At 44.4% G+C, this 24992-nt stretch carries 24 protein-coding genes; 17 read left to right on the top strand and 7 right to left on the bottom strand.

Features of this window, described 5'->3' with window-relative positions; translation table 11 throughout:
* From Dpoa2040_RS10590 to Dpoa2040_RS10565, 6 genes are all read right to left on the bottom strand, one after another.
* Window positions 1–692 (bottom strand): glycosyltransferase family 2 protein (locus Dpoa2040_RS10590; protein WP_168641212.1); only part of this gene is annotated, 692 nt, incomplete at its 3' end.
* Window positions 693–793: 101 nt separating this feature from the next.
* Window positions 794–1921, bottom strand: a complete 1128-nt coding sequence (locus tag Dpoa2040_RS10585) for a Gfo/Idh/MocA family protein (RefSeq protein ID WP_168641211.1) — start codon at window positions 1919–1921, stop codon at window positions 794–796.
* The gene (locus Dpoa2040_RS10580) at window positions 1918–3099 is read right to left on the bottom strand and encodes an acetyl-CoA carboxylase biotin carboxylase subunit family protein (protein WP_168641210.1); all 1182 of its coding nucleotides are present in this window, start codon (window positions 3097–3099) and stop codon (window positions 1918–1920) included. The genes Dpoa2040_RS10585 and Dpoa2040_RS10580 overlap by 4 nt, the downstream gene beginning before the upstream one ends.
* A gap of 60 nt (window positions 3100–3159) precedes the next feature.
* Window positions 3160–4281 carry a DegT/DnrJ/EryC1/StrS aminotransferase family protein gene (locus tag Dpoa2040_RS10575; protein ID WP_168641214.1) on the bottom strand — a complete coding sequence of 374 codons (1122 nt, stop codon included), beginning with the start codon at window positions 4279–4281 and terminating at the stop codon, window positions 3160–3162.
* Between the two features lie 162 nt (window positions 4282–4443).
* Window positions 4444–7896, bottom strand: a complete 3453-nt coding sequence (locus Dpoa2040_RS10570) for a methyltransferase regulatory domain-containing protein (protein ID WP_371810639.1) — start codon at window positions 7894–7896, stop codon at window positions 4444–4446.
* A 226-nt stretch (window positions 7897–8122) separates the two neighbouring features.
* Window positions 8123–8965 (bottom strand): flagellin, encoded by an 843-nt coding sequence (locus tag Dpoa2040_RS10565; protein WP_146411193.1) that lies wholly within the window; start codon window positions 8963–8965, stop codon window positions 8123–8125.
* 268 nt (window positions 8966–9233) lie between these two features.
* Between Dpoa2040_RS10565 and Dpoa2040_RS10560 the strand changes: the two genes are divergently transcribed.
* The 4 genes from Dpoa2040_RS10560 to fliT all read left to right on the top strand — a co-directional run bounded on the left by Dpoa2040_RS10560 (window position 9234) and on the right by fliT (window position 13009).
* A protein-coding gene (locus Dpoa2040_RS10560; RefSeq protein WP_168641209.1) for an IS3 family transposase occupies window positions 9234–10345 on the top strand; the annotation gives its coding sequence in 2 pieces (ribosomal slippage) (window positions 9234–9495 and window positions 9495–10345; 1113 coding nt in all).
* Between the two features lie 350 nt (window positions 10346–10695).
* Window positions 10696–12132: a flagellar filament capping protein FliD gene (gene fliD / locus Dpoa2040_RS10555; RefSeq protein ID WP_050569462.1), complete on the top strand. Its 1437-nt coding sequence runs from the start codon at window positions 10696–10698 to the stop codon at window positions 12130–12132.
* Window positions 12133–12236: 104 nt separating this feature from the next.
* Window positions 12237–12647: a flagellar export chaperone FliS gene (gene fliS, locus Dpoa2040_RS10550; RefSeq protein WP_168641208.1), complete on the top strand. Its 411-nt coding sequence runs from the start codon at window positions 12237–12239 to the stop codon at window positions 12645–12647.
* Window positions 12647–13009, top strand: coding sequence for a flagellar protein FliT (fliT, locus tag Dpoa2040_RS10545; protein ID WP_042871265.1), 363 nt, complete (start codon window positions 12647–12649; stop codon window positions 13007–13009). Before fliS ends, fliT begins: the two co-directional genes overlap by 1 nt.
* Window positions 13010–13376: 367 nt before the next feature.
* Here fliT and fliE read toward each other — a convergent pair whose 3' ends face one another.
* Complete coding sequence (gene fliE / locus Dpoa2040_RS10540; RefSeq protein ID WP_042871267.1) at window positions 13377–13694, bottom strand: flagellar hook-basal body complex protein FliE; 318 nt, start codon at window positions 13692–13694, stop codon at window positions 13377–13379.
* A gap of 324 nt (window positions 13695–14018) precedes the next feature.
* Between fliE and fliF the strand changes: the two genes are divergently transcribed.
* The 13 genes from fliF to fliR all read left to right on the top strand — a co-directional run bounded on the left by fliF (window position 14019) and on the right by fliR (window position 24939).
* Entirely contained in the window at window positions 14019–15716 is a 1698-nt protein-coding gene (gene fliF / locus Dpoa2040_RS10535) for a flagellar basal-body MS-ring/collar protein FliF (protein WP_168641207.1), read from the top strand.
* Window positions 15713–16705, top strand: a complete 993-nt coding sequence (gene fliG / locus Dpoa2040_RS10530; RefSeq protein ID WP_042871271.1) for a flagellar motor switch protein FliG — start codon at window positions 15713–15715, stop codon at window positions 16703–16705. Before fliF ends, fliG begins: the two co-directional genes overlap by 4 nt.
* Window positions 16680–17438, top strand: a complete 759-nt coding sequence (fliH, locus tag Dpoa2040_RS10525; protein WP_371810638.1) for a flagellar assembly protein FliH — start codon at window positions 16680–16682, stop codon at window positions 17436–17438. The genes fliG and fliH overlap by 26 nt, the downstream gene beginning before the upstream one ends.
* Entirely contained in the window at window positions 17438–18811 is a 1374-nt protein-coding gene (gene fliI, locus Dpoa2040_RS10520) for a flagellar protein export ATPase FliI (protein WP_042871273.1), read from the top strand. Before fliH ends, fliI begins: the two co-directional genes overlap by 1 nt.
* A gap of 8 nt (window positions 18812–18819) precedes the next feature.
* Window positions 18820–19260, top strand: coding sequence for a flagellar export protein FliJ (fliJ, locus tag Dpoa2040_RS10515; RefSeq protein ID WP_042871275.1), 441 nt, complete (start codon window positions 18820–18822; stop codon window positions 19258–19260).
* A 2-nt stretch (window positions 19261–19262) separates the two neighbouring features.
* On the top strand, window positions 19263–20603 hold the full coding sequence (locus tag Dpoa2040_RS10510) for a flagellar hook-length control protein FliK (RefSeq protein ID WP_168641206.1): 1341 nt from the start codon (window positions 19263–19265) through the stop codon (window positions 20601–20603).
* Between the two features lie 133 nt (window positions 20604–20736).
* On the top strand, window positions 20737–21225 hold the full coding sequence (gene fliL, locus Dpoa2040_RS10505) for a flagellar basal body-associated protein FliL (RefSeq protein WP_042871279.1): 489 nt from the start codon (window positions 20737–20739) through the stop codon (window positions 21223–21225).
* Window positions 21226–21230: 5 nt separating this feature from the next.
* Window positions 21231–22247 carry a flagellar motor switch protein FliM gene (gene fliM, locus Dpoa2040_RS10500; RefSeq protein WP_042871281.1) on the top strand — a complete coding sequence of 339 codons (1017 nt, stop codon included), beginning with the start codon at window positions 21231–21233 and terminating at the stop codon, window positions 22245–22247.
* Window positions 22240–22656, top strand: coding sequence for a flagellar motor switch protein FliN (fliN, locus tag Dpoa2040_RS10495; RefSeq protein WP_042871283.1), 417 nt, complete (start codon window positions 22240–22242; stop codon window positions 22654–22656). Before fliM ends, fliN begins: the two co-directional genes overlap by 8 nt.
* Window positions 22656–23072 carry a flagellar biosynthetic protein FliO gene (fliO, locus tag Dpoa2040_RS10490; RefSeq protein ID WP_042871284.1) on the top strand — a complete coding sequence of 139 codons (417 nt, stop codon included), beginning with the start codon at window positions 22656–22658 and terminating at the stop codon, window positions 23070–23072. The genes fliN and fliO overlap by 1 nt, the downstream gene beginning before the upstream one ends.
* Window positions 23069–23845 carry a flagellar type III secretion system pore protein FliP gene (fliP, locus tag Dpoa2040_RS10485; RefSeq protein WP_146411190.1) on the top strand — a complete coding sequence of 259 codons (777 nt, stop codon included), beginning with the start codon at window positions 23069–23071 and terminating at the stop codon, window positions 23843–23845. The genes fliO and fliP overlap by 4 nt, the downstream gene beginning before the upstream one ends.
* Before the next feature lie 39 nt (window positions 23846–23884).
* Window positions 23885–24154, top strand: coding sequence for a flagellar biosynthesis protein FliQ (gene fliQ, locus Dpoa2040_RS10480; RefSeq protein WP_042871285.1), 270 nt, complete (start codon window positions 23885–23887; stop codon window positions 24152–24154).
* Between the two features lie 2 nt (window positions 24155–24156).
* Window positions 24157–24939: a flagellar biosynthetic protein FliR gene (gene fliR, locus Dpoa2040_RS10475; RefSeq protein WP_042871286.1), complete on the top strand. Its 783-nt coding sequence runs from the start codon at window positions 24157–24159 to the stop codon at window positions 24937–24939.
* Window positions 24940–24992 lie beyond the last annotated feature (53 nt).

Genomic DNA, 24992 nt, shown 5'->3' with positions numbered 1-24992 from the left:
TTTTTTATATAAACAATCTTATCAAAAATGCTGATTTTTTCAGCCAAAAAATAAATTTTTAGCATAAAATCTACATCTTCATGAAAACCATCAAAAAAGAATACGTTATTATCAACAATAAGCTTTTTTTCTATTGTTGAGTAAATAACAGAACCATCCATTTTTAATGATAGATAATCACTTATCAGTTCTCTTTTATTTTTACTCAAGCTACCAAAATCTGTACGATTACCACTTTTACCAGCAGAATGTGCGCCACCATATTGCCAGTTAAAACCAACAACTTGAGTATCATGTGTTTTAATATATTCATATAGTGAATATAAAGCATCATCTTTCAATGCATCATCTGAGTCTAAAAATATTACCCATTTTCCACGTGCTGTGGAGATACCAATGTTCCTGGCAATTCCTGGCCCACTATTCTTCTGCGTAGAATACACGCTAATATTGAAGCAACAATTAGAATTCTTTAATATTTCAATAGTATTATCATCAGAACAGTCATCAACAACGATCACTTCAAAATTAGTACCATTAGATAAAGCGACCTGTTTTTCCAAACTCAGCAAACAATCTCGAATAAATTTTTCACCATTGAACACAGGAATCACTATAGAGAAAAATGGTTCAACATCATCTATCTGATGAACATGTATTGGAGTATATGCTGTTTGTTCTTTCGATGACATACTAATTATTCCTCTTATTAAATCGAGGAAAGAAAAGATTGCTATACCAATTTCTTTCCCAACTCATATAAATCAAATAAGAATTTATCCCCAAGTAATACTTAACAGATTTTAATTCTTTCTCCTCGTTCAGTACTCATATGAATTTTGCTTAAAAATTTAATGCCATCTAAAGCAACATCAATACCTAATACATCATGGTTGTCATCGCCACGCAAATAACTCGCAATATCTTCATAGTAGTTTGCAAATGCTTCGATAAAACCAGCCGGATGGCCAGCCTTAAACCGACTATAACGTGGAAGGGATGCAACCCGATTATCTGGATGAGTCCGATCAACGATCCGTGAAATACCGTTAATATCGCTCATATATAAATGCTCTGGGTCCATCTGGAGCCATTCAGCAGTACCTTCGCTACCAAATACCCGAATTCGTAACCCATTTCTATAACCAAGCGCAGACTTGCTATACCAATAATTACATACAACGCTGTTAGTATAGTTAGCAATACAATGGACTGTATCGATTACACCCGAAACTTCACCAAATGTGTGACTTATAGCATATACATCTAGTGCTTTTTCTCCAATAACATAATCAACTAATTGATGTGCATGAACACCAAGATCGAGTGATACAGTAGGAATATCACCATCATACTGCCGCCAATATTGAGGTTTAGCCACCGAACCATCGCGAGAATGCCTCAAAAATCCTTCTTGTGGCATTTCAATCATGACCTGCCTGATCTTACCTAACTCGCCATCTAAAATACGCTCACGTAGCTCACGAATCATAGGATAACCACTATAATTAAATGTCACCGCAAGTTTAGCGCCATTTACTAACATACGTTGTATATCTAATACTTCATCGACACTAGTCGCTAATGCTTTTTCACAAATAACTGGCAAATTATACTTAAGACAGGCAATTACAATTTCTTTATGGGTTGGTGTTGGAGTCAAAATAACAATTGCATCCAATTTATCTGCTTCTGAAATTAAAAACTTATCTAACTCATCATATACTCGGTTTTCATTAATACCCCAGCATGAGGCAGTTTTATGGTTAATATCAGCATGACGGCTAAAAAAACCAGCCACCAACTCGAATTGACCATCCATCTGTGATGCAATTTTATGAGTTTCACCAACAGCTGAATTGATACCTCCACCAATAAATCCAATTTTCAATGCCACTCTATTGTTTACAATACTTTTCATTTATTTGTCTCCAAAAAAGAGTGGCTTACCACAAAGTGATTCTTCAGATTTACAATATTACTAAGCAAGTCGGTTTTATCATCAAATGTCATAAATACCACAGCAGCCCTATCTCCTGGTGCAGGATTCAGCTTCTCACCACTTTTCTTTAGCACGACACTTTCCAACAGTGATCCAGGCAATTGATGATAACGTAATGCATTGAAAATAGTCGACTCAGATACAGAAACCGTATGTCTGCCAACATAATTTCGAGCAGATGGGCGTTTGCTGTTAAATGGTAACTGAATTGAGAGAAATGGTGCTACAAAATATTCTGCATAAGGTACGCCAGTAGAATAGCGAATCAGTTGAGAATACAGATCTCCTGGGCAACGTCGAGTCAGCTCAATTAGCCAGAATGTATCATCTCTAGCAATAAATTGTGTATGCAATAGACCATCACATAATTTCAAATCTGAGACAATATCGCTAATACAATCACTTACTGCATCTTTCAACGTATCACTCATATTGTGAGCGATACAGCTGCTATTCACCTGATAAGGATAAACAGTGCAATGTTCATCAACAAAAAATTCACAGGCAATCTCACCATTACGGATAAATGCTGAATGACTATGTAATGACCCTTCCTTGAACTCTTCTATGACAACTTGACCGCTGACAGAAGCCGCTATTGCAGCCTGATAAGCCGATTGAATATCTTGCACATGATGAACCAGTGAAACACCACGGCCACTGTAAGAATCGACCGGTTTAACAAGAAAAGGCAGAGTTAATTGTCCAACAGCTGAAATATCACTAACCGCTTTGGGTACTGGTAAACCTTTACGCTGAGCATAAGCTCGAAAAAAATCTTTTTTGTGCAAAATCCTCGTGATATCAACCGGATCGAAACCAGGCATACCAAGCGCCTGAGCTACCCAGGCTCCCGTATCATAAGAGACATCGGTAACACCAGGCAAAATCGCCTTGATATTTCCTTTTTTGACAATATTAAGAATCGTCTCTTTGTCAGAATAGTCTTCGACAATCGAATGCGTTGCCCGAAGGTGTCCAGGATCACTGGGCTTACCACTGCACACAGCAACAGATTTTCCCTTCTCCATACTCGCTTCCAGCAGTGGCAATGCAGAAAAACCCGCATCAAGCATTAAAGCATCTATAGTGGACATATTTATTCTCTATAAATAAAAACATCAACCTCTTCAGAGATACAGAGGCCAAGGGAGTTTTCATGCATACTGACTGAGTGTCTGCTTGATGATGTCGATAATTTTGTCTTGATCATCGATTTCCAACCCTGGATAAATAGGCAGGCAAAGCACTGCATTCGCAATATCTGTTGCAACTGGCAAATTTGCAGTACTAGCACTCTCAAGGCCACGATACATTGGGAAAGTACTAATTAAAGGATAAAAATACCGGCGAGACATAACACCTTTACTTTTTAAGGAATTATATAATTTCTCCCGCATATCAAAAGAGTAATCACTCATAAGAATTGGGAAATAAGCATAATTCCATTCAATAGATGAGGGAATATCCAACATTCTAAGACCATGAACAGTTTCAAGGCCATTCCGATAATAATGATAAATACTTTTTCTATCTTCCAGCGCTTGATCAATATAATTCAATTGTAATAGACCAAATGCTGCCTGCACTTCGTTCATTTTTCCGTTAATGCCCGGAGCTACAATAGTTGTCTCATCTGAAAAACCGAAATTTTTCAGATAATCTATTCGCTTCTTCATTTTAGCATCAGGGCAAATAATAGCCCCACCCTCAATGGTATTGAATACCTTGGTCGCATGAAAACTTAGAATAGAAAGATCGCCATAATTCAAGATACTGGTACCATCTTTTTTTACACCGAAGGAATGGGCAGCATCATAAATCACCTTTAAACCATAAATATCCGAAATTTCCTGTATACGATCAACATCGCAGGGAATACCGTAACAATGAACAGGCAGAATAGCGGACGTAAGTGGTGTAATCGCCTCTTCAATTTTTTTGGGATCCAGGTTGCAGGTGATCGGGTCAATATCAACAAAAACAGGCTTGAGATTATTCCATAATAAAGAGTGAGACGTTGCCACAAACGAATAAGGAGTGGTAATAACTTCACCGGTGATTCGCAACGCCTGCAATGCTGTCAATAGAGCTAGTGTGCCGTTTGTGAACAAGCACAGATGCTTAACACCCAGATACTCAGCCAGAGACTTCTCAAGTTGTTGATGGAAAGGTCCACCATTTGTCAGATATTTGTTATCCCATATCTTTTCCATATAGGGCATAAACTCATCAAGTGGAGGCAGTAAAGGGCTTGTTACATAGATGTTTTTGCTCATCATTCACCTGTCCCTAGCAGCTATGCCATCATGCATAACCGCGACATTATTGCGTCATTTTCGTTTGCCACCATATAACGGAACATTATCAATACCAGCTCCGCTATGTGACACAACCATCATTTTTTATTATCAGCGTCTATTACTTGCTTTCCTCACTCATCACTCAATAGAGAATGATCGAGGCTGATCACCTGAGCAGTAAATTTGCCATGCTTTACGCATCGCTTTTTCAAAATACATGGATGGTGAATCCATAGAATTAATTTTAGCAGCCATAATACTACGCATACTGGAACGAATTTTACTCAAATCATCTAGAGAATTATTCCAGTATTGTGCTTTTGATATTAGCTCTTCATCACTTTGAGCAATAAACTCATCTAATCCTAATATTCTCATAATTACAGCACTCTGTTTTGATGCCAAAGAATCACCTTCGCGTGTTAAAACAGGAACCCCCATCCACGATGCATGACCGATTGTCGTTCCACCAGTATAAGGGTAAGTGTCTAATAAAATATCCACTTCATGATGCATGTACAAATACTCATCAAGACTTGTTCTCATGCGAAATATGAGTTGCTCATCTTTAGCACCAAACTCAACTAACTTGCCGCGTAAATAATTGATCGTCTCCTGACCCGTCATATACCCCATAATCAGACGGGAGGTAGGTAAGGCAACAAGTATTTTCGCCCAAAAAGCCAGTGTTTCATCGGAAATTTTTTGTGGTCGATTGAAGCTTGCAAAAGTTAAGTAACCATTCTTCAATGCAGGTAATATATTGACATCAGGACTATTCTTGTTAGGTTCAAAAAACTTCACTGATGGTATATAAATGGGTTTTTCTATAACCGTACTTTCCAAATTACCTCTGCCAATAAAATGCTTATAAAGCAAGATATAATCCATAGTGCTCATCCCTGTCGTACCAGGATAGCCTATCCAAGTCATTTGAATTGGTGCAGGTTTCAATGCTAACGCCGGTAACCTGTTGTAAGCCGTATGACCTGAAAGATCGATAAGAATATCAATTTCATCTTTATTAATGAGCGTTGCCATTTCCAGATCGCCCATTTGATCAACGTCACGCCAGCCAGCAGCAGTACGTTTTAAAGCCTCTGCTTTCTCATCTTTACGCTTAAAACTTGAATAGGCATAAAGAGAAAATTCATTTCGATCAACCGAATTCCAAATTGGCTCCAAAAAATTTGTTACTGGATGATTACCTAAATCACCAGAAACAAGACCAATTCGAAGCGGCCTTTCAGGATCTTTATTTAATTGAAAACTAAATTTACTATTATGACGAGAAGCAAATGCCTCGACTCTCTTACCATATTTTATATGTTCTTCGAGTAATTCAGAGGCAGTTATATTTATGTCGTGGGATAGCCCAAACAGGAAATTACTATATTGAGGAAATAAAGTCATATCCGTATCATGCATGAGCGAAATCGCTTTACGATGATAATTAATAGCGTCCTTATGACCTAGATTATGACAAACCATCCCCATGTGACTGACAAAAGCAGAATTTTCAGGCTCTAATGAAAGAGCTTTTTCCATACATAGCAAAGCTGAATCAAAATTTTGTAGAACACTAAGCAACAACCCCAGTGAATCCCATGCCAAACCATTTTTCTTATCACATCGAAGTATTTTTTTTACTAGGGTAATACCATGATGCAATTTATTTTTCTTCCAAAAACACATAACCAAATGTACATAAAACTCCCAACTATAGGAGTTAATCGAAATTGCTTTGGCAACAATCTTGAATGCACTATCTATATCGCCCATTTTAAAGCAAAGATTCACGAACGGATACCAAGATGAAATAGCCGTCGGGCTAGAAGATATCATATCTTCTATTTTGGTGCGTGTTTCAGAAAAAAGTCCAATTGATATCGTACGCTCGATTTCATCATAGAATTTTCGATTTAATTGGTTTTTATTTTGTAGTTTATTCCTTTTATTAACTACTGATGTCTCTGTTTCAATTAAACCACCGACATGAACTGCTGTAGAATACATTACTAATGATGGTGCATAATTCCCTACCTGGGAGATATCTGTCACCAAAATAGCTTTTTGCAGAAATTCTCGCCATGCTTGTGTTTTTCCCCAGATGACACCTTTATTCCGTAGACTCCAGATCTGACGACATGTTTCATCATCCAGATTCTCATCGAGTGAAGAGAGTTGTTGCAAAAACAGCCTATCAGACTCATCGAGTGAAACTGCTTCATGCCAAAAATTAAACGATAATTGAGATGATATGAGTTTAGGCAATGCAGTTAATACTTTACTACTGCAAAGCGAGTAAGCATTATTTCCCAGATGATAATAAAGGCCATTAATACCCTTTAAAAAAAGATGCTTTAATGCCTCCAAAACCTTTTCACGGTGATCTTCAACTTCTTTTTCAGGCTGCTGAGTATTGAAAATCAATTGTTCCGTGCTAAGGCTATTTGGCCATGCCTCTCCAAGAGAATCCAATATACTCAATACGATTAAATTATCAGTACTGATCGTTTCACCATTACCAGATATATGCGCATTCCTTGCAGTATCACCATCAAACATCATTCGCTGGAAATTACCCGCCCAGCTATAATCCACCAATTTCGTTAGATCAGGTTCAGCTAGCACCTCCCCCATTCTCGCCTGTGGCACAAGGATACTAAATCGTTGGGAACGATTAACGGCAAAGTCAAGATATTGCTGACGCAAATACGTAATATTCTTAGGGCAAATTGTTTGGTGTAATTCAGCTACACGTTCCCCATAATGAGCTGCCAACTCGGTAAAAGCTTGCGCATCACCAACGTACGCTAATCCAATACCCTGTATTTGAGAATAAAAATCGACAAAATAGCAAGGCTGATTCAATCCTTGCAAGTAATGTAGCCCAAAATCTACATCAGATTGTTTTTCAGCTTGTTCAATGAAGGATTTCAATGCTTGATTCTGAGGGTTATCAGGAGAGGTCCCAAGTGACAGGTAAGTCAACATAGCTCTTGCGCTTGACTGCGCCATGTTATCGTCAGTTGCAAGACTGCTATGCAATTGAACTGCATCACGCAGTATTTCCCCTGTTTTCCAGCCAGGATAAGTATTATAGCTATAGCAGATAATCCCTTGAGGCGTTAAATGCTTACAACAAAACTTCAGCAATGCCTCGCGCGTTTCACCACCAATCAGACTGAAAAGGCCATGGACGATAATGTAATCAAACGGTTCAAGTTCGCAAGTCATTAAAGATTGCAAATCAACCGAAAACAGCATGATATTGTTTAAATCAAGCTGCTTTATTAACGAATTACCTTTTTCAATAGATTCAGCATCTAAATCAACACCGATAGCTTGTGATTTAGGATTGGCCAACGCGAAAGGTAATAAATTACCACCATCCCGGCATCCAATCTCCAGTACTCGGGCATTTTCTGGGGCAGTGGTACGAATACCATATAAATGTGACGTTGCTTGCAGGTGGAAAGGGGCTGTGTAAGGAATGGGAGAAGTGATAGTGTGCGATAGTGACTTGTCAGTATCATCACTCGCGTTGGAATTATTTTCTACTAAAAATGATGTATCTGAGATGATCACAAGAGCATTCCTTCCATACTTTATGTAAATATAAAATTACATAAAGTATATAAGAAAACACCTTTACCAATCCCTAGAGCATCAAATTATAAGTCACTTATTTCATCGCTTAAGAAGTCATAACCAAAATGCCAGATTCGACTTCGCTTATATAAGCCTATATAAGAAGAAAAGCCAACCCTCTGGGTTGGCTTTAAATTGATTAATGCAAGTATGAAATCTGCAATTACTGCAACAGTTTTAGAACAGTCTGCGGAACCTGGTTAGCCTGTGCCAACACAGATGTACCAGCCTGCTGCAGAATCTGAGCACGGCTCATATTAGAAACTTCGGTCGCATAGTCAGCATCCTGGATACGGCTACGTGCAGTACTCAGGTTATTAATCGTGTTACTCAGGTTATTTATCGTAGATTCAAAACGGTTCAGAGTAGCACCGATATTCGCTTTAGCGGTGTTGATTTTCTGCAGTGCAGCATCAACAGAAGTGATCACAGAAGCAGCAGAGCTGGCGCTAGCTACGCTCAGGCCAGTTACAGACAGACCACTTGCACCTGTAGTTGCGTTAATCAACGCCACGCTGCTGATAGCGATAGAGTCGTTAGTACTGGTACCAGCACCGATCTGAATGTTCAGGCCAGTAGCATTCACACTACCATCAAGCAGTTTGATGTTGTTGAAGTTAGCGGTGTTTGCGATACGGTCGATTTCATTAACACGACGGTCAATTTCAGTCTGGATGGATGTACGGTCAACAGAACCGTTGGTATCGTTAGCAGCCTGAACTGCCAGTTCACGGATACGCTGCAAGTTGTTGTTGATTTCGTCCAGGTTACCTTCAGCAGTCTGCAGCAGAGATACGCCGTCGTTAGCGTTTTTAGATGCCTGAGTCAGACCACGAATCTGAGAGGTCATACCGTTGACGATACCAGAACCAGCAGCGTTATCTTTAGCGCTGTTGATAGCCAGACCAGAGGACAGACGCTCAATAGCAGTCTGCAGGGCAGATTGAGATTTGTTCAGGTTGGACTGGGCCAACAGCGACATACTGTTAGTATTAATGACTGCCATAATTATATTCCTTTCATCTCTATTAATGGGGATGGGCTGTTGCCCCCGGTGTCATCACCGTCACTAACTGTATCGACCAGAGCAAAACAATCTTTAGCTTTTTTTTGAAATTTTCGCAGACTCCGGCAAACCAAGCCTGGCAGCCGCTGCACAATTCTAGTCCATGATTAAAGGCAAACTACTGGTCTTGTAAGCATCCCGGTAAACCGAACCATTCACTTTTAGAGATCTTCCGACATACTGATTATGTCCCGTGGAGGAGATCGCCATGCGTAAAGCCCGATTTGCCGAACACCAGATCATCGCCGTTTTGAAGTCCGTTGAAGCCGGACGGACCGTCAAAGACGTTTGCCGCGAAGCGGGAATATCCGAGGCTTCGTATTACAATTGGAAAGCGAAGTTTGGCGGTATGGAAACCTCTGATATTAAAAAGATGAAAGATCTGGAGGACGAAAACCGGCGTCTGAAACAGATGTTTGCCGATCTGAGTCTGGAGTGCCGCGCACTCAAGGATGTTATTGAAAAAAAGCTTTAAAACCAGCGATAAAGCGTGAGCTCGTCAGTTATCTGACCGCACAGTTTGCGATGAGCATCCGCCAGGCATGCAGGACGTTATCGTTGAGCAGGACGGTCTATTTTTATCAGCCTGACACCCGGCGTGATGAGCCGGTCATTCAGGTATTGACTGAAATGGCGGAACGCTATCCGCGCTACGGCTTCAAGAAGTTGTTCCAGAAGTTACGCAGGCAGGGGCATGCATGGAACCATAAACGCGTTCATCGTATTTACTGCCTGTTAAAACTGAATTTTCGTCGTAAAGGAAAGCAACGTTTGCCCGTGCGTAACCCAGCACCGCTGGTGACGCCGGAAGCACTTAACCAGAGCTGGTCGATAGATTTTATGCATGATGCGCTGGTCTGCGGCAGGCGCTTTCGGACCTTTCATGTGGTAGATGACTTTAATCGCGAGGCTCTCGCGATAGAAATCGATCTGAATATCCCGGCGCAGCGGGTGGTCAGGGTATTGGACAGGATCGTGGCAAACCGTGGTTATCCGCTGAAACTGCGGATGGACAATGGCCCGGAGCTAATCTCACTGACGCTGGCACAGTGGGCAGAAGAGCATGGTGTAATGCTGGAATTTATCAAACCGGGAAAACCCACGCAAAATGCCTTTATCGAACGTTTTAACCGGACGTACCGGACAGAGATACTGGATTTTTATCTGTTCAGAACATTGAATGAAGCACGGGAAATCACAGAGCGCTGGCTGACGGAATACAACAGCGAGCGGCCTCATGAATCCCTGAATAACCTAACGCCGGAAGAATACCGGCTGATGACTGAAAAACCGGATATCTCAAAAATAGCATGGAACTAAAACAGGTGTGCTTACGGAGGCAGGCTGCTACTATTATTTAACATTGAAGAAGCCGGGCAGTTGAGTTTGCAGTCCATCCATGAAATGGAGAGTTCCCATGTGGAGAAATCACTCGCAGAGTTGCCACAACATTGACTGAGTAGGGCGAGCCGCCTCTGAGTGGAGAGTTTACTCACTTAGCCGCTTGCCCACTACCTGGCGTGGTGGAGAATCAGGTCACTCTACATTTGAATGATGGAAATCAGGACCAATAACGATTACGCTGAAATTTACATTACGCATATAAACTTTTCGGTTACAGTGCCGATAAGCTTATTGTTAATAACTTAAACCACTGAAGGTATGTGATCATGGCGACGACGGTTAGCAGTAATTCAGACATTATCTCATCGATAGGTATGAACCTCGGGTCAACTGTTAGTGGGCAATCGTTAGATTTGAGTAGTCTGCTCACTAAACTGGAAACCGTCGAAGAGCAGCGCTTGACACCTTATAAAGACAAACAAACTTCGCTAAGTGCACAGGCCACAGCCTATAGCACTGTCGAGGCTGCAATGAAAAGCTTGCAAAGTGCCACCAGTACCTTGCAGAATATGCAAAGCATTTCATCAACTGCCGTGACCAGCACTAACACAGCATTCAGCGCAACCCCAACAGATAGTACAGCCGTTGCCGGTTCGTACAGTATTTTTGTCAACAACCTCGCTCAGGCGCAGTCGCAAATATCAGGCCCGTTTAGCAGTGTGTCAACAGCGCTAGTATCAGGTGGCACCTCAAGCACTAGCAGCACGATCACGATTTCACAGCCTAGCCAATCGAAACCGCTGACTATTACATTGACTGATGACAAAACATCCTTAAATGATATCCGCGATGCGATTAACAATGCAGGCGGTAGCGTCAACGCTAGCATTGTTAATAATGGTACCAGCAACTATCTGATGCTGACGGCAAAAGATACAGGCACACAGTCCGCGATGACCATTTCAGTGAGTGGCTCACTTTCCAGCTCATTGGGCAGCTTAACCGAGCAGGTTGCAGCCAAGGATGCATCATTCACGTTCAACAATATGCCAATAACCAGTCAGAGCAATACCGTAACGACCGCTATCAATGGTGTAACGCTAAACCTTAAGTCCGCATCCGCCGTAGGTTCTACACCTGAAACCTTGACAATAGACACGGATATCTCTAAAACCAAAAAAGCGGTTCAGGACTGGGTGACATCCTATAATAACGTTCTGGATGTCATACAAACACAAACTAAATTCGATGCGCAGTCAACGAAAAATGGTGCGCTGGCCAATGATGGCACCATTCGTACCGTTCAGCGACAATTACAAAGTCTGATGACCAATTTTCAGAGCGGGAGTGGTGCTTTGCACATTATGCCTGATCTGGGAATTACTCAAGACCCATCCACCGGTAAACTGGTTATAAGTGATCGTGGTAATGCAACTCTTGAAAAGGCACTAAAAACCAACGCCAGTGGTGTAGCGGCCTTTTTCACTGGTGACGGTTCTACTACCGGATTCGCTACTCAAGCAGGAACTTACCTGAGTAAAACATTAGACTCAAAAGATGGCTTGCTCAAATCAGCTCAGGCAAGTATCGAGACAAGTCAGCAAAACATTGACAAACGGCTTACCAGTATTCAAGCCAGTATTGACTCCACCATGGCACGTTATAAGACTCAATTTACCCAGCTTAACACCATGTTATCTAAAATGTCGTCAACCAGTACTTACCTGACGCAGCAGTTTAATAAAAACAATAGCTCCAGCTAATTAAATTAAGAGGTATATGACATGCTATGCGTTAAGGCCATCATATACCTCCGAATATTACAGCCTTTATTATTTATTGTTAATCGGTTATCCAACGCATGGTCATGTATAGAAAGAATGTCAGTCAGGCATATGCTCAGGTAAGTGTGGAAAGTGCCGTTATGAGCGCTAGCCCTCATCAGTTGATCGTCATGCTGTTTGACGGTGCCAAGAGTGCGCTTATCCGGGCAAGAATTCTTCTTGAACAGAATGACATTGTCGGCAAAGGGAATGCCTTATCCAAAGCGATTGATCTTATCAGCAATGGCCTAAAGCTTGGATTAGATATGGAAAAAGGCGGCGAGCTGGCAGAGAATCTGGCCGATCTTTACGATTACATGGTGCGTCGGTTATTGCACGCAAACATTAACAACGATTTGCAGGCAATTATAGAAGTTGAATCTCTCCTTGATAATATTGCGGATGCTTGGAAACAAATTGGGCCTGGTCATCAACCAACGACGGAAGCGCGCTAATGGAAAATCTCTCTCCATTACTAACTGAGTATCAGGGGCTGCTCTCACTCATCCGAAACATCAAAACCATGGCCCTCAATGGATTATGGGATGATGTTGTTGAGCAAGAAATCATTTATATTCAATCGATAGAGAGAATCAGCCAGATTACGGTTCCAGCCAATATTCCCAGCACTGTGCAGTTGCAGTTTCGTCAACTTCTTCAGGATATACTGGATACGGAAGCTCAGGTGAAAAAACTTTTACAAAACAGAATGGAAGAACTGACAATATTAATGCAGCAGTCCCAAAACCAGAAATCAGTTAATAACGTATACGCCGAGTTTTCCAACGATATACTTCCAGGAAAGCCACAGCCTTGATTGGCAATGTGTTGACTCCGACTCCATGAACCTTTCAGAAGAGCTGGCTCATTGATACTACGTGTGAGTTCTGCTTACCTTAAAATCAGGGTGAATAACTATTAGCAATTCACCCTAAAAACAACAATAACTATAAATAACATTAGTTTACCCAAGAAAACAGTTCAAACCTCAGCATAAATAAAAAGCGTTGGTTCTCAGGGTAAGGTTAATAATTATGAGCCTTGTGCCGCGGCAACCGAACGGCTCCTTGGGAGCTTGCTCAAGTCAGTAACCGAGATCAAACAAAGCGGCCAACGATCCAGTATGTGAAGTATAACGGGTATATACGACTTACAAAGATAATCGCACTGTGCTCTATCTACGATTATATGGTCATATTCATTACTTCTTGATAGGCTGACACCAGTTTATTCCGAACCTGAACACCCATTTGCAAAGCAATGGATGCTTTTTGGTTGTCGACCATGACATCATTTAGGGCGACGCCTGGTGTACCTAACGTAAACGCCTCAGCCTGTGTTTGAGCCTTCGTCCGTGTTTCGTTGATTTTATCAAGCGCGAGCTTTAACTCATTGGCAAAACCAGACTGCGACGCCACATTGGAATCGAACCCACCGGCGGCTGCTTTGGTTGCAGTAACGTGCATCTGCTGCAACACTGCATCGATACCCTGAATAGACATGCCTGATTCCTCAACTAAAGATATGCTAACGAGATAAAAACCAATAATAATCAGATATATATATAAAAAGACGCAGAATTTACACAGGTTATTTTACATACATATCTTTATAGGCTTAATAAGCTACCATATCCATAAGGCAATAAATCGTATAAATGACATTAAAAATGCTAGCTTATCGACCCATCAATTTTTGCGTAACGGAAAATAATGACATGCCGGTAAATGTAGGTGATGAGTTTTTATGATTGCGCAATCAGGGAGTTCTGTTTTGTTACGTTACAACGTTATCAATATCGTTCAGCAACCAGGCAGAGATAGAGTATGAACGCCTTAACATCCGGAGCCGCTACCGGCGGGAAAAGCTTTGGTGAAATACTCAACCGTTTGCGTGCCAACCCTAAAATCCCTTTATTGATTGCTGCCGCAGCGACTATTGCGATTATTGTTGCCTTGTCATTGTGGGCACGTGGTCCTGACTATCGCGTACTTTACACTAATCTGAACGAACGCGATGGTGGTAGCATTGTCTCCGAACTGAGCAAAATGAATATCCCCTACCGCTTTACGGAAAGCGGCGCGGCTATTATGATCCCGGCAGACAAAGTCTATGAAACCCGATTAAAACTGGCGCAGCAAGGTTTACCAAAAGGTGGCGCAGTAGGCTTTGAGCTGCTAGACCAGGAAAAATTCGGTATCAGCCAGTTTAGCGAGCAAATTAACTACCAACGCGCGCTGGAAGGCGAACTGGCGAGAACAATGGAAACGCTGGGTCCTATCCAGAATGCACGTGTTCATCTTGCCATTCCCAAACCATCGTTATTTGTGCGTGAGCAGAAATCCCCATCTGCAGCAGTCACTGTTACTCTACAACCCGGCAGAGCGTTGGATGACGGACAGATTAGTGCCATTACTTATCTGGTTTCCAGCAGCGTAGCAGGTCTTCCTGCCGACAAAGTAACCGTGGTTGATCAGACCGGCAAACTGTTGACCCAGAACGATAGCTCTGGACGCGATCTCAATGCCGCTCAATTGAAGTATGCTAATGAGGTCGAAAACAATTACCAGCGCCGTATTGAAGCGATTCTGGTACCGGTAGTCGGTTCTGGTAATGTACATGCACAGGTCACTGCCCAAATCGATTTCGCCAATCGAGAACAGACTGATGAACAATACCAACCGAATCAAGCTCCCAATCAATCTGCCGTGCGATCTCAGCAAACCAGCCAGAGCGATCAACGCGGTGGGGCTAACGTAGGTGGTGTGCCCGGTGCACTTTCTAATACACCGACGCCGGCGCCCACCGCACCTATTTCAACTCCGCCGGCAAATAATACTAATAATCAAAATAATGCAACTACGGCAGGAGCCAATACTCAAACATCGGGCAACAGCTCAGCCAATCAGACTTACAACAGTCGGCATGATCAAACGATTAACTATGAAGTTGATCGCACAATCCGTCATACCAAACAAAGCACTGGAAATGTTCAGCGCCTGTCTGTCGCTGTGGTAGTTAATTACACACAGGGTGAAGATGGTAAACCGGCTGCGCTCAGCGACGAACAGTTGAAAAAGATAGAAGCATTGGTGCGTGAAGCGATGGGCTTCTCCGGTGATCGCGGCGACTCGCTGAATGTGGTCAATACACCATTTACCGTTACAGATACCACTTCTGGTGAACTGCCCTTCTGGAAGAAACAGGCATTCTTTGATCTGCTGGTTGAAATGGGCCGCTGGTTGCTGGTGCTAATTGTTGGCTGGATTCTATATCGTAAGCTGGTACGTCCGCAGTTGCAGAAACGCATTCAGATACAAGAAGCCGCCGAGGCTGCTGCAGCTCTGCGTGGTCAGGATTCGGATGTATCTGTCTCGATTAGTGCGATGGAAGAAGAAATGCACAGGAAATCCGAACAGCGCGCCCATGCAGAAATGCACAGCCAGCGTATCCGTGAACTGGCCGACAACGATCCTCGTGTTTTCGCACTGGTAATCCGTCACTGGATGAGTAACGAACTATGAGTCTGACAGGTACAGAAAAAAGCGCCGTCTTATTGATGACTATTGGCGAAGACCGTGCGGCAGAAGTTTTTACGCACCTTTCAACGCGTGAGGTTCAGCATCTCAGTACTGCGATGGCCAATATGAAGCAGGTCTCTCAGTCGGAGTTGTTGGAAGTTTTACGTGAATTTGATGTTGAAGCTGAGCAGTATGCAGCACTGGGTGTAAACGCCGGTGACTACCTCCGCTCTGTGCTGGTCAAAGCATTGGGTGAAGAACGTGCCTCCAGCCTGCTGGAAGATATCCTTGAAAGCAAGGAAACCTCTTCTGGCATGGAAACGCTCAACTTCATGGAGCCACAAAGTGCTGCCGATCTTATCCGTGATGAACACCCGCAGATTATCGCCACCATTCTGGTGCACCTTAAACGTGCGCAGGCAGCGGATATTCTGGCCTATTTCGATGAACGTATGCGCAATGACGTCATGCTGCGTATTGCTACCTTCGGTGGGGTACAGCCATCCGCATTGGCGGAACTGACTGAAGTCCTTAACGGACTGTTGGATGGTCAAAATCTCAAACGCAGCAAGATGGGAGGTGTTCGTACTGCGGCAGAGATCATCAACTTGATGAAAACGCAGCACGAAGAAGCGGTTATCGATGCAGTACGCGAGTTCGATGGCGAACTGGCACAGAAAATTATCGATGAAATGTTCCTGTTCGAAAACTTGGTGGAAGTGGACGACCGCAGTATCCAGCGCTTGCTGCAGGAAGTGGAATCCGAGTCTCTGCTGATCGCACTGAAAGGGGCAGATCAGCCGCTACGCGAGAAATTCCTGCGCAACATGTCGCAACGTGCGGCAGAAATTCTGCGCGACGATCTGGCAACTCGTGGCCCGGTACGTATGTCTCAGGTGGAAAACGAACAGAAAGCCATTTTGCTCATTGTACGTCGTTTGGCAGACAGCGGCGAAATGATTATCGGTGGTGGCGATGACGCGTTTGTCTAATTCTTCCAGCGATCTTGACTGGCAGCCTTGGAAGTTGGATGACCTGTCCTCTCCTACGTCCGCGGTTAAGGACGTAGTGGTTCCGGTCTCATCTTCCACTGTCGCCGCGCCGCTACAGCCACAAGACGACAACGGTTTCTTTGCCATGTCTGATTTTCAGCAACCACAAGATGACCTGGCTACGCTACGTGAACAGGTGCTGCAACAGGCGCGCGAAACCGGATTTGCTGAAGGTAAACAGCAGGGGTATGCCGCTGGCTATCAGGATGGGCTTCAGGCTGGGACACAACAAGGTTTACAAGATGCAGCGCAACAGCAGCAACCCGTTATTGCCCAGATGCAGCAAATGGTCAATGAGTTTCAGCAAACACTGGATGCACTCGACAGCGTGATTGTTTCTCGGATGATGCAACTGGCCTTAACGGCTGCCAGACAGGTTATTGGTCAGGCACCCGTTTGTGATGGTACTGCTTTGATGGGGCAAATACAGCAGTTAATTCAACAAGAACCGATGTTCAGTGGCAAACCACAGTTGCGAGTACATCCAGCAGATCTGGCGTTGGTAGAACAGCATCTTGGCCCTACTCTCAGTCTGCACGGCTGGCGATTACTGGCCGATAATCAGCTGCATCCAGGCGGTTGCAAAGTGAGTGCCGAAGAAGGAGATCTTGATGCTAGCATAGCCACACGCTGGCATGAACTTTGCCGACTGGCCGCACCAGGAGAGCTGTGATGACTGTGCGTCTATCCCGTTGGCTCAACTCCATTGATGCGTTTGAAAAACGTATCGCTAATACACCCTCGATACGTCGCTATGGACGACTGACGCGGGCAACGGGATTGGTGCTTGAAGCAACAGGCCTGCATATGCCATTAGGTTCAACCTGTTTGATTGAACGACAGAGTGGTAACAATCAGTTTGACGAAGTAGAAAGCGAAGTTGTCGGCTTTAACGGTCAAAAACTCTTCCTGATGCCACTTGAAGAAGTTGAAGGCATCATACCAGGAGCTCGCGTTTATGAGCGCGTCGGCCTTTCCGGCAGCAGTCAAGGTAAGCAGCTACCGTTAGGCCCCGCATTGTTGGGCCGCGTATTGGATGGCAGTGCAAAACCACTGGATGGTTTGCCAGCACCTGATACCGGCTACAGCGCCCCCTTAGTAACAGCACCTTTTAATCCTCTACAGCGTACACCGATTGAGTACGTGTTGGATGTTGGCGTTCGTGCTATCAATGCATTAATGACTGTTGGCCGAGGCCAGCGTATGGGTCTTTTCGCCGGCTCCGGTGTAGGTAAAAGTGTGTTGCTTGGAATGATGGCCCGCTATACTCAAGCCGATGTGATCGTAGTCGGTCTGATCGGGGAACGTGGCCGTGAAGTCAAAGACTTCATTGAAAACATTCTCGGCACTGAGGGACTCGCCCGCTCAGTGGTAATCGCTGCCCCGGCAGATGTTTCTCCCCTGTTACGTATGCAGGGCGCAGCTTATGCTACACGCATCGCAGAAGATTTCCGTGACCGAGGGCATCATGTATTGTTAATTATGGATTCGCTGACGCGTTACGCGATGGCCCAGCGTGAAATAGCACTGGCTATTGGCGAACCGCCAGCAACCAAAGGTTATCCACCTTCAGTTTTCGCTAAACTGCCTGCACTGGTAGAGCGCGCAGGCAATGGTATTTCTGGTGGTGGTTCAATAACGGCATTTTATACAGTGTTGACTGAAGGCGACGACCAGCAAGATCCAATTGCTGATGCAGCCCGCGCTATTCTGGACGGTCATATTGTGTTATCACGTCAGTTAGCAGAGTCTGGGCACTATCCGGCTATTGATATTGAAGCTTCGATCAGTCGTGCAATGACGGCGTTGATAAATGAAGACCATTATTCTGCGGTAAGACAATTCAAACAGTCGCTATCCAGCTACCAACGTAATCGCGACTTGATTAATGTTGGTGCCTATGCCGCCGGCAGCGATCCGCTGCTTGATAGGGCTATACAACTGTATCCGCATATGCAGCACTTTTTGCAGCAGGGAATGTTTGAGCGAAGCTCATTTGAAGAAGCCTGTCAGGCACTGAATAACATTTTCCCGTATAATCGATAGGAGGGCAGATGAAAACTCAGTCAACCTTCGTTATGCTGCGTGATTTAGCCCAAAAAGAGGCCGATGCTGCGACAACGCATCTGGGACATATACAAAAGGCCTATTTACATGCTGAACAGCAACTGAATATGTTGTTAGGTTATCACGATGATTATCGTCAGCGACTCAATGACTCCATGACCGAAGGCATGGCAAATACTTCCTGGCAGAATTATCAGCAATTTATTTTGACTCTGGAAAAGGCGATTGAGCAGCATCAGCATCAGTTATTGAATTGGTCCTCACGCTTAAATCAGGCAATCAAAGCCTGGCAAGAAAAGCAGCAGAGATTAAATGCATTTAGTACGTTACAGCAACGTGAGCAGACCAAGATGCTGGCACACGAAAATCGTCAGGAACAGAAGCGGATGGATGAGTTCGCCCAACGTGCATCAATGAGGAAAACATAATTATGAACTTGCCGGCAATGACTATCACTACTACGACTGATGCAAGCACAATTGCGCCGCAGGCTAATTCCTTACTTGCACAATTGGGCAAAGACCAACTGCCGGAAAATTTTGTGCAGTTGCTCACTCAGAAACTATCCACAACGCAAGCTACCAAGAAAGCAGTTCTTAGCGATCAGGAACGTGCTGAATTCAAAGATGCACTGGCCAAAGGCGGTATTGAAGCCAATAGTGATGAACTGAATGCTATCCTAAGTGCCTTGACCAAAGGAACGCTTACACTAACCGATCTACAATCCGGCAATTCTCTTGAATCATTGCTGGAAAAGGCTCAACAAAAAGACAGTGCAAGTGTAAAAGACGAAAAAACATCTGATGCCGATGCGCTGGCTATACAAGCATTGTTTGCAATGATTCCGGTACAGACTACCACTCAAACAAAATTAGCCTCTGAAGGTAGTCATCTTCCCCAAAACTTGCCTGGTGCACTGGACGGATTGAAAAGCGATAAAATCGGCAACAATGTGTTAAGTTCGTTACTGAATTCAGCAAAAACTGGTGATTCATCACAAGGCAACTTTACGCTGAATTCGTCCACAACGACGCATAGCACTTTAGCATCCTCGCTGACTTCAATGGGTGTAGAAACTGCAGCAGCCAAAAATACCGATTTGCACGCAGCTGAAACGGGTTATGATCAATTCAGAGATAACGCTCTGCTGGCGTCGCGCAAAGAAGACAGTGCCAGCAATCCAACAGCGGCATCCGCTCCAACTGATGCAATCACTAATTCATCATTACAGGCATTGTCGTCACTGTTTTCCAGTAACGCGACGCCAGCTCAGCCAGCGGCACAGCACGTAACCAGTCAGCTCAATGCACCTATGGGTACCCAGCAATGGAATGATGCATTAGGTCAACAAGTCGTCATGTTTGCCCGTAATGGACAGCAAACAGCTGAACTTAAGCTTCACCCTGAAGAACTGGGTTCGCTGCATATCATGCTAAAAATCGAAGATAATCAGGCGCAGATTCACATGATTTCGGGTAACAGTCAGGTACGTTCTGCACTGGAGTCTGCACTACCCCACCTGCGTAGTGCGATGGCCGATAATGGCATCAATCTGGGACAGAGCAGCGTAGGCTCAGACGCCGGCAGTTGGCAGCAATCACAGCAGCAAGTGGCAAGCAATGCAAATGGTAATGGCAGCGGCAACGCTTCATCTTACCAGCAGCAATTTGGTCAGTCCGAACGTATTGCCACTGAAACTGAAGTACTGGCAGTACCCACGCAACTGCAATCCATGGTAACAGGGCTTAATGGCGTCGATATCTTTGCCTAATAAAGAAGTTAACGCTTTTTTTATTGTTTATTCATTGTATTGAAGCGATGAATAGGCGGGATAATCATGATATCACGCATTTATCTCATGGCTAACTTTGTCATTAGATACTGATAAATAACAGGATATATCATTGGCTACGTCTAATAAGAAAGCCCAGTCAGGCGGTAAGAAGCGCTCCCTCTGGCTGATACTCTTGATTGTTATAGCCCTGGCAGCCACTGCTGCTGCAGGTGCTGGCTGGTGGTTCTTGAATCATAAGAAAGCCGAAACGGTGTCCAGCGAGCCACCTCCGCCGCCTGCGCCGGTATTCATGCCTTTGGATACATTCACCGTTAACCTGTTGTCTGCAGATAATAATCCGGATAGGGTGTTGTATGTGGGTATTACCCTACGACTGCCGGATGAAGCGACCCGTACGCGCCTGACCAACTATCTGCCAGAAATTCGAAGTCGTTTGATTATGTTGTTTTCTCGTCAGAGTTCGTCTGTTCTGGCAACGGAACAAGGCAAGCAAAAGCTGGTTGAAGAAATCAAGCAGGTATTAAGCCCACCGCTGGTTCCCGGACAACCTAATCAGGTAGTCAGCGATGTCCTGTTCACTGCTTTCATTTTGCGGTAATCACTATGGGTGACAGCATTCTTTCACAGGCAGAGATTGATGCTCTGCTAAACGGTGACAGTGGCGATAGTAGCGCTGATGCCAGCAACGCTGCTTCGCAGAAAGACGGGGATGTTAAACCCTACGATCCCAATACACAGCGACGTGTCATTCGTGAGCGGTTGCAGGCACTCGAGATCATCAACGAGCGTTTTGCACGTCAGTTTCGTATGGGGCTGTTCAACCTGCTTCGCCGTAGTCCGGATATCACTGTTGGTGCAATCAAGATTCAGCCGTATCATGAGTTTGCGCGTAACCTGCCGGTTCCAACTAACCTCAATTTGATACATCTGAAACCATTGCGCGGTACCGCACTGTTCGTGTTTTCACCCAGTCTGGTTTTTATTGCCGTGGACAACCTGTTCGGCGGTGATGGTCGCTTTCCTACCAAGGTTGAAGGCCGCGAATTTACGCACACCGAGCAACGTGTTGTGCGTCGAATGCTAAAACTGGCACTTGAAGCCTACAGCGACGCTTGGAACGCAATTTACAAGCTTGATGTGGAATACGTGCGTTCAGAAATGCAGGTGAAATTCACCAACATCACTACATCACCGAATGATATCGTGGTGACAACACCTTTCCATTTGGAAATCGGGACATTGACTGGTGAGTTCAGCATTTGCATCCCATTCTCCATGATTGAACCTTTACGCGAATTACTGGCCAACCCGCCACTTGAAAATTCACAGCAGGAAGACCAGCATTGGCGTGAAACATTGGCAAAACAAGTGCAGCATTCAGAGCTGGAGCTAGTTGCCAACTTTGTTGATATTCCGGTTCGACTGTCAAAGGTTTTGAAACTCAAACCCGGAGATATTTTGCCGATTGATAAACCTGAACGCCTGGTGGCCCATGTTGACGGCGTACCTGTGTTGACATGTCAATACGGTACTCTAGATGGTCAGTATGCCTTGCGTGTTGAACACTTGATTAACCCCATTTTAAATTCTCTGAATAACGAGGAACCGCTCAATGAGTGACATCAAGAAACCGTCCGAAGAAACGGATTCCGTGGACGATCTGTGGGCTGATGCATTTAACGAGCAGCAGTCGGCAGAAAAAAGCACGCAAAGCAGTACCGAAGGTATCTTCAAAAACTTTGATGTACAAGACACTCAAGGTTCAATGCAAGATATTGATCTTATTCTAGATATCCCGGTTAAGCTAACTGTGGAGCTAGGCCGTACTAAAATGACTATTAAAGAACTGCTACGTTTGTCGCAGGGTTCCGTAGTAGCATTGGATGGCCTTGCAGGTGAACCTCTGGATATAATGATTAACGGATATCTGATTGCTCAGGGTGAAGTGGTTGTTGTCTCCGACAAGTATGGTGTGCGCATTACCGATATTATTACACCATCAGAACGTATGCGCAGGTTAGGCCGGTAATGGCACAAGCCACACAGCAAGCCGTCTCCACGATTCAGCAGCCGCCTATGGCTGCTGAATCCGTTATTTCTGGTGGTGTTCTATTGTCACAAATTGGTACCGCCTTGTGTGGCGTCTTGCTGCTGATATTGCTAGTAGCCTGGCTATTACGAAAACTGGGTATTGCCCCACAAATAAAAAGTAGTAATGTCATTAAAACGGTATCAGCGTGTCCGGTCGGGCAGCGCGAGCGTATTGTGATCGTGGAAATTGATGATACCTGGCTCGTATTAGGGGTGACGGCACAACAGATAACCCATCTGCACACTCTCCCCGCGCGCCCTGTTGGCAATGCTGAATCGGCAGAAAAACTTGCGCCAGCCGATTTTCTTCAGTTTCTAAAGAAAGCGACCAAACGTCCGGAAAAAACCGAATGAGTACCCCTCTGCGTTCAACCTCTTTATCTGCATGGTTCCGTCTGCTTCGCTACCCTGTAGTTCTCGTTCTATTATTGATTACGCCTCACGCACTGGCGCAATTGCCAAGTATTGTCAGTCAACCGTTGGCCAACGGTGGGCAGAGCTGGTCGTTACCCATTCAGACACTAGTCTTCATCACTTCGCTGAGTTTTATTCCAGCAGTATTACTGATGATGACCTGTTTTACCCGCATAATCATTGTGCTGAGTCTGCTGCGTAACGCCTTGGGTACGCCCACGGCTCCACCTAATCAGGTACTGCTGGGATTAAGCCTGTTCCTGACTTTTTTCATAATGTCTCCTGTACTTAACCGCATTTATGATGAGGCTTATCGCCCATTCAGTGAGGATAAAATTAGTATGGAAGTGGCTGTTGATAAAGGAGCTCAGCCACTGCGTGAATTTATGCTACGACAAACTCGGGAAGCAGACTTGGCTCTGTTTACCCGGTTGGCGAAAATTCCTTCACTGCAAGGTCCTGAAGCTGTGCCAATGAGGGTGCTGGTACCAGCTTATGTTACCAGCGAACTGAAAACCGCCTTTCAGATTGGTTTTACGATTTTTATTCCTTTCCTGTTGATCGATCTGGTTGTAGCAAGCGTGCTGATGGCGCTGGGTATGATGATGGTTCCCCCAGCAACTATCTCGCTACCATTCAAGTTGATGCTTTTCGTGCTGGTCGACGGATGGCAATTGTTGCTAGGGTCGTTAGCCCAGAGTTTCTATACTTAGTCGGTACGAATATCGTCACCACATCAGAGGAACGCCTCTATGACTCCTGAATCTGTCATGGCTTTAGGCTATGAAGCAATGAAAATAGCGCTGATGCTGGCAGGCCCTCCCCTTGTCGCCGCACTGGTCAGTGGTTTGATTATCAGCCTGCTTCAAGCAGCCACACAAATTAACGAAATGACCCTGTCATTCATTCCCAAGGTGCTAACGGTATTCTTCACACTGGTAGTTGCCGGCCCTTGGATGCTTGGTGTCATTCTTGACTATATGCGTACGATGTTCAGCCAATTTCCCAATATGATTGGATAGATATGGTCACCCTCAACAGTATCGACATGATTGGTTGGTTCAGCCAGTTTTTCTGGCCACTGGTCAGAATACTGGCACTGATTAGCACTGCGCCAATCTTTAGCGAACGCGCTATTACGCGCAGAGTAAAGATTGGCTTGGGAATACTGATTACCATCGTCATTACCCCAGGCATCCCGCCTACCTCAATTCCCATTTTTTCTGCGGCCGGTATCTGGATGCTGTTTCAGCAAATATTGATAGGAGTAATGCTGGGTTTCACCATGCAGCTGGCATTTGCTGCAGTTCGACTGGCTGGCGAAGTTATCGGCCTGCAAATGGGCCTTTCGTTCGCTACGTTCTTTGATCCTAGTGGTGGTCCTAATATGCCGGTTATTGCCAGATTCATGAATCTCCTGGCACTATTACTTTTTCTGACTATGAACGGGCATCTCTGGCTAATTTCACTGCTGGTTGACAGTTTTCATACGATCCCTATCGGCGCAGAACCTGTCAGCAGCAACATGTTTGTGGCTCTGGCTGGAGCAGGAGGCAAAATCTTTTCTAATGGGCTAATGCTTGCTATGCCGCTTATCACATTATTGTTGGCCATTAATATGGCGCTCGGATTATTAAGCCGGCTCGCACCGCAGTTGACCATCTTTGCTATCGGTTTTCCCATTACTCTTTTTGCTGGGATCATTACCGTAGGTTTCCTGATCTTCCTCATCTCGCCTTACACCGAAAAACTGTTTGGCGAAACCTATGACCTGCTGGCTGATTTACTAAGTCGCTTTTTAGGATAATAACTATTCTCTGAACTTATTCTGCTCATAATGTATGCATCGCTGACCTGCTC

Source organism: Dickeya sp. CFBP 2040 (assembly GCF_012273755.1).
GTDB lineage: Bacteria > Pseudomonadota > Gammaproteobacteria > Enterobacterales > Enterobacteriaceae > Dickeya > Dickeya poaceiphila.
The sequence above is the reverse complement of the archived record's forward strand: the minus strand, read 5'-3'. Positions and strand labels throughout refer to the sequence as shown.